The organism is Vibrio sp. 99-70-13A1, assembly GCF_013114625.1.
Taxonomy (GTDB): domain Bacteria; phylum Pseudomonadota; class Gammaproteobacteria; order Enterobacterales; family Vibrionaceae; genus Vibrio.
Map to the genome: position 1 here is coordinate 1 of NZ_VTXD01000060.1, position 10,271 is coordinate 10,271.

Annotated in this window: 9 protein-coding genes; 8 read left to right on the forward strand and 1 reads right to left on the reverse strand. The window is 40.7% G+C overall.

Translation table 11 applies throughout. The features are described 5' to 3' along the window. Positions 1 to 941: LysR family transcriptional regulator (locus tag F0226_RS21530; protein WP_216606698.1), on the forward strand; the 941-nt coding region annotated here is incomplete at its 5' end. A gap of 184 nt (positions 942 to 1,125) precedes the next feature. Here F0226_RS21530 and F0226_RS21535 read toward each other — a convergent pair. Further along, complete coding sequence (locus F0226_RS21535) at positions 1,126 to 2,277, reverse strand: hypothetical protein (RefSeq protein WP_171737556.1); 1,152 nt, start codon at positions 2,275 to 2,277, stop codon at positions 1,126 to 1,128. A 378-nt stretch (positions 2,278 to 2,655) separates the two neighbouring features. On the opposite strand from F0226_RS21535, the gene dusA reads away from it, so the two are divergent. The 7 genes from dusA (at position 2,656) to F0226_RS21570 (ending at position 9,692) form a co-directional block, all read left to right on the forward strand. Then, complete coding sequence (dusA, locus tag F0226_RS21540; RefSeq protein ID WP_171737557.1) at positions 2,656 to 3,636, forward strand: tRNA dihydrouridine(20/20a) synthase DusA; 981 nt, start codon at positions 2,656 to 2,658, stop codon at positions 3,634 to 3,636. A gap of 188 nt (positions 3,637 to 3,824) precedes the next feature. Then, complete coding sequence (pspG, locus tag F0226_RS21545; protein WP_171737558.1) at positions 3,825 to 4,034, forward strand: envelope stress response protein PspG; 210 nt, start codon at positions 3,825 to 3,827, stop codon at positions 4,032 to 4,034. 115 nt (positions 4,035 to 4,149) lie between these two features. Then, positions 4,150 to 4,818 carry a TIGR04219 family outer membrane beta-barrel protein gene (locus F0226_RS21550; protein WP_171737559.1) on the forward strand — a complete coding sequence of 223 codons (669 nt, stop codon included), beginning with the start codon at positions 4,150 to 4,152 and terminating at the stop codon, positions 4,816 to 4,818. A 166-nt stretch (positions 4,819 to 4,984) separates the two neighbouring features. After that, positions 4,985 to 5,215 carry a hypothetical protein gene (locus F0226_RS21555; protein WP_137374117.1) on the forward strand — a complete coding sequence of 77 codons (231 nt, stop codon included), beginning with the start codon at positions 4,985 to 4,987 and terminating at the stop codon, positions 5,213 to 5,215. A 121-nt stretch (positions 5,216 to 5,336) separates the two neighbouring features. Further along, a complete protein-coding gene (locus tag F0226_RS21560) occupies positions 5,337 to 7,208 on the forward strand; it encodes an assimilatory sulfite reductase (NADPH) flavoprotein subunit (RefSeq protein WP_171737560.1) in 1,872 nt (623 codons plus the stop codon). Beyond that, the gene (cysI, locus tag F0226_RS21565) at positions 7,208 to 8,923 is read left to right on the forward strand and encodes an assimilatory sulfite reductase (NADPH) hemoprotein subunit (RefSeq protein WP_171737561.1); all 1,716 of its coding nucleotides are present in this window, start codon (positions 7,208 to 7,210) and stop codon (positions 8,921 to 8,923) included. Before F0226_RS21560 ends, cysI begins: the two co-directional genes overlap by 1 nt. Next, complete coding sequence (locus tag F0226_RS21570; protein ID WP_171737562.1) at positions 8,916 to 9,692, forward strand: phosphoadenylyl-sulfate reductase; 777 nt, start codon at positions 8,916 to 8,918, stop codon at positions 9,690 to 9,692. Before cysI ends, F0226_RS21570 begins: the two co-directional genes overlap by 8 nt. Positions 9,693 to 10,271: the final 579 nt, after the last annotated feature.

Genomic DNA, 10,271 nt, shown 5'->3' on the forward strand with positions numbered 1-10,271 from the left:
TATTTATATTAATAATCCATATGAATTTTAATGAGTACTATTTGCTGGCTGTTTTTGCAGCAGTAGTGGAAGAGAAACAATATACTAACGCGGCGAAGCGGTTAGGGATAACTCAGCCATCGGTGAGTCAAAGCATTTCAAAGCTGCGAGATATTTATAACGATCCACTTTTCATTAGGGAGAAGTTAGGCGTAAGACCGACAGCATTTGCGTTAGAAATTTACCCAGATATTGCTGATGCAATTTTAAAGTTAGATGCACTATCTGCGACGAGGACTCGATTTGATCCTAGTTTGAGTAAGCGTGTATTTAAAATATCAACCATCAGTCTATTTGAGCACACTTTAATCCCCGAGCTTTTTAAGGAAATTGAAGATGAAGCTCCGTATGTGACGATTTTAGTTGATAATCACAGTACAAAAGAAACCAAAGATATGCTGAGGCAAGGTACGATTGATCTCTCACTAGAAGGTTCTTCTGATACTGAATCATCAATACTTTCCCACATGATTTATGATGATGAGTTAGTTATCGTCTGTCGGAAAAATCATCCTGCATTTTCTGAAAATACGATAAGCGAGAGTGAGTTTCTAGAACATCAACACGTTACACTTTCAAGTATCTCTGGTAATCATAGTTTTTTCGAGAGTTTATTACCCTCGAGCATTCAACTGCTGCAAAAACGAAAAGTGAAAAGACAAGTTGCGAGTTATTGGGGGTTACTATCTTCTGTTCAAAGTAGTAATAACCTAGCTATTTTTACGCGTAAAATGGTGGAAAAAAACTCGGACGTATTTAATTTAAAAATTTTGGATAATAATTTTTTAGAGCAGAAAGTTGGGGCGTGTGTGTATTGGTCAAAATCTAGGAACCTTGACCCATCTATTATTTGGTTGACGGAAAAGGTTAAGGTTGCCGCTATTAATGCCTTATCTTACTAGGTAGTGGTTGTGTGCTTTTGGCAATATCTGTTTAGGGGCACTTGATTTAGATAGTGATGGTTATCATTGTTGGTCGCGTTGGTTTTATGCTTTTGTGTTAATCAAGAGTAGAAATTACCCCCATAGTTACTGCCTAAAAAACGATGCCAAGTGGCATCGTTTTGTTTTGACTTATGCGAGGTTATTACTCAACAACTGTTAGTTCGCTGATTGGTGTTGCCACTGGGTTATGGTAGATAGCTTTCAAAACGGCGATTGCTCGCTCATCCCAAATTCCGTCCATGCCGAAGCCATTAAAGTGAGCCCCAAGACCTAGTGCGTGACCTAATTCATGAATGATAATGTCTTTAGTGATGGTGTTCATATTCTTACAGATACTGTTATGGCTACCTAGATTAACCATGTGCCAGTTGCTGTTGGTGAAGTAGGCTTTGTCATCAATCTTGAAGCCCGTGTCACCACCATAAAATGGGAACGTACTATGGTTAGCTTTATAGTAGTTACAATATGAAGGATCTAACACCGTGTGAGTCGTACCGTATGAGATAGTGATTGCACCACGAGCACCATAGTAATCAACGATGTCTTCATAGCTGTCGGTTTCAATAACGTTACCGTATTGAGGGTGGTCTACATCTGTGTGCGTAGTGGTGTCTGCGTCGTAGCTACGTGTTTTGTCGCTGTTGTATGTATGACCCTTCCACAAGTTGCGGTACTGCTTTGCAGTATCGTAATACTCACCACCAGATTCAATAGCTTCTTTAAACTTGCGTTCTTCGTTTAGGTAAAAATCAGGATCGAATTGTGCCAAGTTTACATCCAAGATTTCATCGTTGAATATTTTAACGCCTACTTGTGCCTCGATTGTCTCAACAGCATCCACAATTAGGGCGCGGCGTTCAGGTGTTAAATGTTCATTATCATTGATGAAAACTGTTACTAATCGGCTATAACCGTCATCACTCATTGGAGCAGTAGATGAAACCCCGTTCACATCAGACTCCGTTCGGTATCTTAGAGTTTTACCTTCTTGTATATTCAAAGCACCAAGCGCAGCCAATGCAGTTTGGTGCTCTTCCGTGCTCATGCCAACATCATCAAGGCAAGATCCTCCTCCACAATATGAGCCACCTGTACGAGCGAAGGATTCGTCACTCCCATACTCCCACATTTCACCAACACTCGGAGACATCAAATTGCGAGTCAATCCTTGAGTTGCGGTTACGCTCTCTTGAATAAATGCGTCATCAATGGTTTGCGATGGAGAGTCATCATCATCACCACAACCAACCAAAGCTACGATAATCGCTGCTGTTAAGAAATTTATTCTTTTCATTAATCATACGTCCTTTTTATATTCAGGTTTGCTTATGGGTTTAATGGACATAAGGAGAACCATTAGATCGTGGATAGTACTTTTTTTAGAATAAAATCTGACAATATTAGATATAAATCTATTTATGCCTGGTTAGGAGGTATGAATATTGATAGAAATTATCGAAACCAATTAGGAGCTCAGATTTGGCAATTAGATCTGAAATGAAAGGGAGCGTGCCAAGACTGCTTATGATTGAAGCAATACTGGTAGGGCTGTATAATCCCCCGCCTTATGTTGAACCGAGGGTGATAGTTCATTCTCTCAGCACTAAGAACAGCTAACACATAAAGCGGTGTGCTATGAGCTATATCGTTGAATTTCTAAGAGGTATCAAATATGTATCCATCATCCCGCTTATCCGTTGCTCCAATGCTTGATTGGACTGACCGCCATTGTCGTTATTTCCACCGTTTGCTTTCACAGCAGACGCTTTTGTATACCGAGATGGTGACGACAGGTGCAATCCTTCATGGTAAAGGTGATTTCCTTCAATACAGTGAGCAGGAACACCCTATCGCTTTGCAGCTTGGTGGTTCAAACCCGGTTGATTTAGCGGCTTGCGCTAAGTTAGCGGCAGAGCGTGGCTATGATGAAGTTAACCTTAATGTGGGTTGCCCTTCTGATCGTGTTCAAAATGGTCGCTTTGGTGCGTGCTTAATGGCTGAACCAGAGCTAGTGGCTGACTGTGTAAGCGCAATGAAAGAAGTGGCTGATATTCCAATCACTGTGAAAACGCGTATTGGTATCGATGACCAAGATTCTTATGAGTTTCTAACTAAGTTTGTTTCGACGGTTTCTGAAAAAGGCGGCTGCGAGCAATTTACTATCCATGCACGCAAAGCTTGGTTAAGTGGTCTAAGCCCAAAAGAGAACCGTGAGATCCCACCTTTAGATTATGATCGCGCATACCAAATCAAGAAAGATTTCTCTGATCTTGTGATTGCGGTGAATGGTGGTATTACTACTCTTGAGCAAACTAAAGAGCACTTGCAACACCTTGATGGTGTGATGATCGGTCGTGAGGCTTACCATAGCCCGTTTATCTTGGCTGAAGTCGATCAGCAAATCTTTGGTTTAGACACGCCAATCAAGAAGCGCTCACAAGTGGTTGAAGAAATGTATCCGTATATTGAGCGTGAGTTATCAAATGGCGCGAGCCTTGGGCACATTTCTCGTCATATGCTTGGTTTGTTCCAAAGTATGCCGGGGGCAAGACAATGGCGTCGCTACATTAGTGAAAATGCGCATAAGAAAGGCTCTGGAATAGAAGTAATAGAAACGGCTCTCGCTAAAATCCCTAAAGAGCTTAATGTATAGAATATTTTTGAGTGTGAATTTTGCCACTAAAGGCTAAATTTACCTCTCCCATAAAGTGAAGAAGCCACGCCTAAATAGGTGTGGCTTTTTATTTTGTTGATTTATATGGTTTTTATTTCTTTGTGTAACTTGGTATGGATGCTGCAATGTCTTAAGTGTAGTGAATTAGCTAAGTTAGGAGAATAAGAATGTTTGAATTGATTTTTGTTTTAATTTTTGTCGCAACGCTGTTGGTTACCGGTATTACTTTTATGACGGTCCTAGTTGCAACCGCTATCGCATTAATTGTGATGTTTGTTTTAGGCATGATGGGTGTCGTGCTTAAACTTTTACCTTGGCTTATTGTGATTGCTCTTGGTGTTTGGTTCTTTAAGAACTTTGTCTACTCGACTCGTTAAATACAGCTGACGCTAATGTTTGTCGTCTCGCTTTAAAGATATGTGGTAGAATTTTGTTCATTAATTGATTGAAAGTGCCATGTGCTGGCACCAAATAAAATCGGAGCCATCTCAAATGAATAAACTACCGTTGGTTGCGTTAGTAGGCTTGTTGTCTTTTAATGCTTCTTCTTTCGCAGCGACTGAAACTGATTCTTTTTATAAAGGAAAAGTGGGGGCTGACATGTGGTGGGGAAGCACTAAGTTGAATGAAGTCAGAAAAGACGACTCGAGTTCACCTTCGCTGTATTTTGCATTTGAACATAAATTTCCAATGCTTCCCAACGCAAGCATTCGCTACACCACGATTGACTCTAGTGACTTAGCATTCGATAAATACGATTATACCTTTTACTACAATGTACTCGATCATGACCTAATGCATTTTGATGCTGGTATCACGGTGACTCAGTATTCTGGTTCCAAGTATATTGAACCTGTAAATGGTGGGCAGTCGGATTTTGACGAATTAACTTGGAGCTTTTATGGCGGTGCTGAGATAAACGTACCTAAAACGAATATTGATTTTATTGGCTCAATGGAATTTGGTGACAGTAAAGGTATTAAAAGCACTGATTTAATGGCTGGTGTTCAATATCGCTTACCTGTTGTTGACTCTGAAGTTGCGTTTCGAGGCGGTTATAGAGTTATCGACCTAGATTCAGATGAAGTCTTCACTTCAGACGCTGGTAAATCTTTCGTGATGGTCGATGGTTGGTTTATGGGTGCAGAGCTGCGCTTCTAAGTTATTATTGGCTTGTTTTTAGAACGTCACTTTATTAAGTGGCGTTTTTTTATATCTATTGATTATATCGTTCTGGAATTAGTTAGCACATTCATGACTTTCTACCATCCTTAAAGTTGAACGTATTGCCGAGCGTTTAAGTTAGGGTTTGAAGGAAGGATAGACTATGACTCTCAATGAACTGAGAAATTTATACAGAGAAAACTTGTTAGTAGAAGCCATTATAGAACCCTCAATACAAGAAGGGACTTGGGTTGTGGAGTTTAGGCACCTAAGTGGTGGCTTTGTATTATTAACGGATACCCATGGTGGAGAGTGCCATTATGATGACTTAGATCTGGCTTCTAAATCAGCTATGGCGGTTGGTTTTCAGCAAGTGCGTATTGAAAATAAGTGAATATATTGAGTTTACAGGCTTCTTACTTCCAAAAAGTTATAAAACATACTTATCTATTCTTTCTTGTTATTAAGAGGAGTGGTTAATCTAACGGCACGCAATGATTAGGGATGTCGTGACCATGTCGTTACACAAAAAAGAATCTTTACAAAATAATGAGTCATCAGGAAACGCTGCTTCGGTATCGCTACCTGGCTTAGCTGCACCTTTAAATGACCAACAACTTGGTCAACTTCAACAAACCGTTTCTGAATTATCACCTCAACAGCTTGCTTGGGTGAGTGGTTACCTTTGGGGAGTGAGTCAATCTCAACCTGTCGGAGCTGCTGCGCCTATCGCACATGCTGCTGCCGCAGTTGCTGCGAAACCTGCAGGTAAGCTTTCTATTATCTTCGCTTCTCAAACCGGTAATGCTAAAGGCGTTGCTGAAACTTTAGAAGCTGAAGCCAAAGCATTAGGTATTTCAGTTCAACTGTTTGATGCAAGTGATTACAAAGGTAAAAACCTTGCGAAAGAAACGCACGTTATTTTCGTAGCATCAACAAATGGCGAGGGTGAAGCGCCTGATAACGCTATTGAGTTGCATGAGTTTTTACAATCAAAGAAAGCGCCTAAGCTACCCAACCTGCAATATGGTGTGATTGGATTAGGGGACTCTAGCTATGAATTCTTCTGCCAAACAGGTAAAGACTTTGATAGTTACCTTGCTAAATTAGGTGCGACACCTTTCATTGACCGTATTGATTGTGATGTTGATTATGAAGAGTCGGCAAGTGACTGGAATGCCAAAGCATTAGAAACCGTTAAAGAAGCGCTTTCTTCTGGTAGTGAAGCTGAAGTTGTTCAATTGCCTGTTGGGCAAGCTGCTCCTGGGCACTCCCAATACACGAAACAAAATCCATATACAGCGACTTTACTGACAAGCCAGAAAATCACAGGTCGAGATTCAGGTAAAGATGTTCGTCATATCGAAATTGATTTAGATGAATCAGGTATTACTTACCAACCTGGCGACGCACTTGGTGTGTGGTATGAAAACAGCTCTGATCTAGCGAATGAAATTCTAGCTAAGGTTGGTTTATCTGGTGTTGAAAGCATTGAAGTCGATGGTGAGAGTCTTTCTATCCATAGCGCACTTGTCAGTAAATATGAAATCACTTCATCTAATCTACAGTTAGTGACCAAATTCGCAGAGCTATCTGGCAGTAAAAAGCTAGAAAAGCTGGTGGCAGATAAAGATAAATTACGTGAATACGCAGGTAATACTCAAGTTGTTGATGTATTAGCTGAAAAGAAAACTAAATTATCAGCTGAAGAATTGAAAGGGTTATTGCGTAAGCTTACTCCTCGATTGTACTCAATTGCTTCTAGCCAAGCAGAAGTTGATGAAGAAGTTCACCTAACGGTTGGTCTAGTCGAATACCAAAAAGGTGAAGAGACTCGTTTCGGCGGCGCATCAAGTTTCTTATCTCAACGCCTAGAAGAAGGTGGAGAAGTTAAAGTGTTCGTTGAAAACAACAATAACTTCAAGCTTCCACAAGATGACAGCACTCCAATCATCATGGTTGGTCCTGGTACTGGTATTGCTCCGTTCCGTAGTTTTGTTCAAGAGCGTGAAAACCGCGAAGCGGAAGGTAAAAACTGGTTGTTATTCGGTGACCGTACCTTTACTCAAGATTTCTTATATCAAGTGGAATGGCAGAAGTATCTTAAGTCCGGTGTGTTAACTCGTCTCGATGTTGCATTTAGCCGAGACCAGAATGAAAAAGTTTATGTTCAACACCGTTTACTTGAGCAAGCAGAACAAGTGTGGCAATGGCTGCAAGATGGCGCTTACTTGTACGTGTGTGGTGATGCAACTCGTATGGCGAAAGATGTTCATGATGCACTAGTGACAATTGCTCAAGAGCAAGGTCAGTTAGAGCGTGAGCAAGCTGAACAATATATTAATGATTTACGCAAAGCGAAGCGTTACCAAAGGGATGTGTACTAATGAGCAAACAAGAAGTATTAGGACAAGTATTAGGTCCTCTTTCTGACAATGAACGTTTAAAGAGAGAAAGTAACCATCTTCGCGGTACGATTGAAGCAGATTTACAAGATAGAATCACTGGTGGATTTAAGGCTGATAACTTCCAGCTGATCCGTTTCCACGGTATGTATCAACAAGATGACCGTGACATTCGTAATGAGCGTGCTAAGCAGAAACTAGAACCTCTGCATAATGTGATGCTTCGTGCGCGTATGCCTGGCGGAATTATCACTCCAACTCAGTGGCTAGCAATTGATAAGTTCGCAGATGAAAGTACGTCTTACGGAAGTATTCGTTTAACTACGCGTCAAACATTCCAGTTCCACGGTGTTTTAAAGCCAAATATTAAGTTGATGCACCAAACACTCAATAGTATTGGTATTGATTCGATTGCGACAGCTGGCGATGTAAACCGAAATGTTTTGTGTACGACTAACCCTGTTGAATCTGAACTTCACCAAGAAGCTTATGAGTGGGCGAAAAAGATCAGTGAACACCTTCTGCCAAAAACTCGAGCGTATGCGGAGATTTGGCTAGATGGTGAGAAACTAGAGACCACAGATGAAGAGCCAATTTTAGGCAGTAACTACCTTCCTCGTAAATTCAAAACGACGGTAGTGATTCCGCCGCAAAATGATGTAGATGTTCATGCTAATGATTTGAACTTCATTGCGATTGCAGATAATGGAAAGTTAGTAGGCTTTAACGTATTAGTCGGTGGTGGTCTAGCGATGACTCATGGCGATACTTCTACTTATGCACGTAAAGCTGATGATTTCGGTTTCGTGCCATTAGAAAAAACGTTAGATGTAGCTGCTGCTGTAGTAACGACTCAACGAGATTGGGGTAATCGCTCAAATCGTAAGAATGCTAAAACCAAATACACACTAGATCGTGTTGGTATCGACGTATTTAAAGCTGAAGTTGAAAAACGAGCTGGCGTTGAGTTTACGCAGAGTCGCCCTTATGAATTTACTGAACGTGGTGATCGTATCGGTTGGGCTGAAGGGATCGATGGTAAACACCATTTAGCACTATTTATTGAAAATGGTCGTCTGCTGGATTTTCCTGGTAAGGCTCTTAAAACTGGTGTTGCAGAAATCGCGAAAATCCATAAAGGCGATTTCCGTATGACAGCAAACCAAAACTTAATTGTGGCTGGTGTCCCTGAAGATCAAAAAGAAGTAATTGAAGGATTAGCTCGTCAATATGGTCTGATGGATGATGCCGTATCAGAGCAGCGTAAAAACTCGATGGCGTGTGTTGCCTTCCCTACATGTCCTCTGGCAATGGCAGAAGCTGAGCGCTTTCTTCCAGAGTTTGTTACTGATGTTGAAGACATTCTTAAGAAGCATGGTTTGCCTGAAGACGACAATATCATTCTTCGTATTACAGGCTGTCCAAATGGTTGTGGTCGTGCAATGTTGGCAGAACTTGGTTTAGTAGGTAAAGCTCCTGGCCGCTACAATATGCATCTAGGTGGTAATAAAGCAGGTACGCGTATCCCTAAGATGTATAAAGAGAACATCACATCAGCTCAAATTTTAGAAGAAATTGATTCGCTGGTGGATCGTTGGTCTAAAGAGCGTGAGGAGAATGAAGGCTTTGGTGACTTCACTATCCGAGCTGGAATCATCGAAGAGGTGATTATTTCTAAGAGGGATCTACATGCATAACTCTGTCGCTTCAAAATTGAAGTTAGCAGAACTACTCACATTAACTAAGACGGAGCAGATACTTCGTCTTGGGCAAATTAATTCTGAGTTAGAGCAGCTAACTGCATTAGAAAGAGTCCAATGGGCATTAGAAAATTTAGAAGGGACGCATGTTGTTTCTTCTAGCTTCGGTATTCAGGCAGCGTTAATGCTGCACTTAGTGACTCAGGCTAAACCGGATATTCCAGTTATCCTTACCGATACTGGCTATCTGTTCCCAGAAACCTATCGCTTCATTGATGAGTTAAGTCATAAGCTCACCCTTAACCTACAAGTGTTTCGATCGCACCAAAGCCCTAATTGGCAAGAAGCTCAATATGGTAAGTTGTGGGAGCAGGGTATAGAGGGAATAGAGAAATACAATAAACTCAATAAAGTTGAACCAATGAGAAGAGCGCTAGATGAACTAGAAGCTGGGACTTGGTTTTCTGGATTGAGGCGTGAGCAATCTCAATCACGTGCTAACCTTCCAATACTGTCTCTACAAAATGGTGTTTTCAAATTCTTACCTGTTATCGACTGGACGAATAAAGATGTGCACTATTACTTAGAGAAACATAATCTTCAGTATCACCCGCTACGTGAGCAAGGGTATTTGTCAATTGGCGATACTCACACTACGAAAAAGTGGGAACCAGGCATGACTGAAGAAGAAACACGATTTAATGGATTGAAGCGAGAATGTGGTCTTCATGAAGATGATGGAGAGTCACACGGATCTGGTATTTGATGTTAATGATTTAAAAAGTAGCCTTCAGGCTGCTTTTTTTACTTTGGATGATTAAGAAAATATGATGTTTGTGGATAAGTCTGTGGGTATGGTGTATTTGAATTGGGGTTAAATGTAATAAAATAGATGTTTGGTCGTTTATTTGCCAGTTAGCCTCTATTTTTGCAATTATCTTAAATTAAAGCTTGCCAATATGACGAGGTTCTCTATAATGCCGCCTCACTGACACGGTAGACGCCACAAGGCTTCAACGAAGAATGTTAGTTAGGTTGCTAGCTTAAAGCGATAATTCGCTTCTACTTTTTAAAAGTAGAAATTAAATTTCAAAAGTGTTTGACACTGAGATTTAAATAGCTAGAATAGCCGCCTCTTCCGAAGTGATGTGAGTTACCAAGAAGAGAAGCTCTTTAACAATTTAAACCTATCAATCTGTGTGGGCACTCGTTGATGAATATCAAAATTTGTTTTGCATTAGCAAAACAAGATTTCCTCGGAAATCAATTTGGTTTCAATGAACTGAGTGACCAATACGAATAACTTCGGTTATTTGGCACAGTCAATTCATTACCATTCTGTTGG

Coding starts and splice junctions, on each gene's coding strand:
- F0226_RS21535 (WP_171737556.1), bottom strand. CDS start 2,277: ATGAAAAGAATAAATTTCTTAACAGCAGCGATTATCGTAGCTTTGGTT.
- dusA (WP_171737557.1), top strand. CDS start 2,656: ATGTATCCATCATCCCGCTTATCCGTTGCTCCAATGCTTGATTGGACT.
- pspG (WP_171737558.1), top strand. CDS start 3,825: ATGTTTGAATTGATTTTTGTTTTAATTTTTGTCGCAACGCTGTTGGTT.
- F0226_RS21550 (WP_171737559.1), top strand. CDS start 4,150: ATGAATAAACTACCGTTGGTTGCGTTAGTAGGCTTGTTGTCTTTTAAT.
- F0226_RS21555 (WP_137374117.1), top strand. CDS start 4,985: ATGACTCTCAATGAACTGAGAAATTTATACAGAGAAAACTTGTTAGTA.
- F0226_RS21560 (WP_171737560.1), top strand. CDS start 5,337: ATGTCGTTACACAAAAAAGAATCTTTACAAAATAATGAGTCATCAGGA.
- cysI (WP_171737561.1), top strand. CDS start 7,208: ATGAGCAAACAAGAAGTATTAGGACAAGTATTAGGTCCTCTTTCTGAC.
- F0226_RS21570 (WP_171737562.1), top strand. CDS start 8,916: ATGCATAACTCTGTCGCTTCAAAATTGAAGTTAGCAGAACTACTCACA.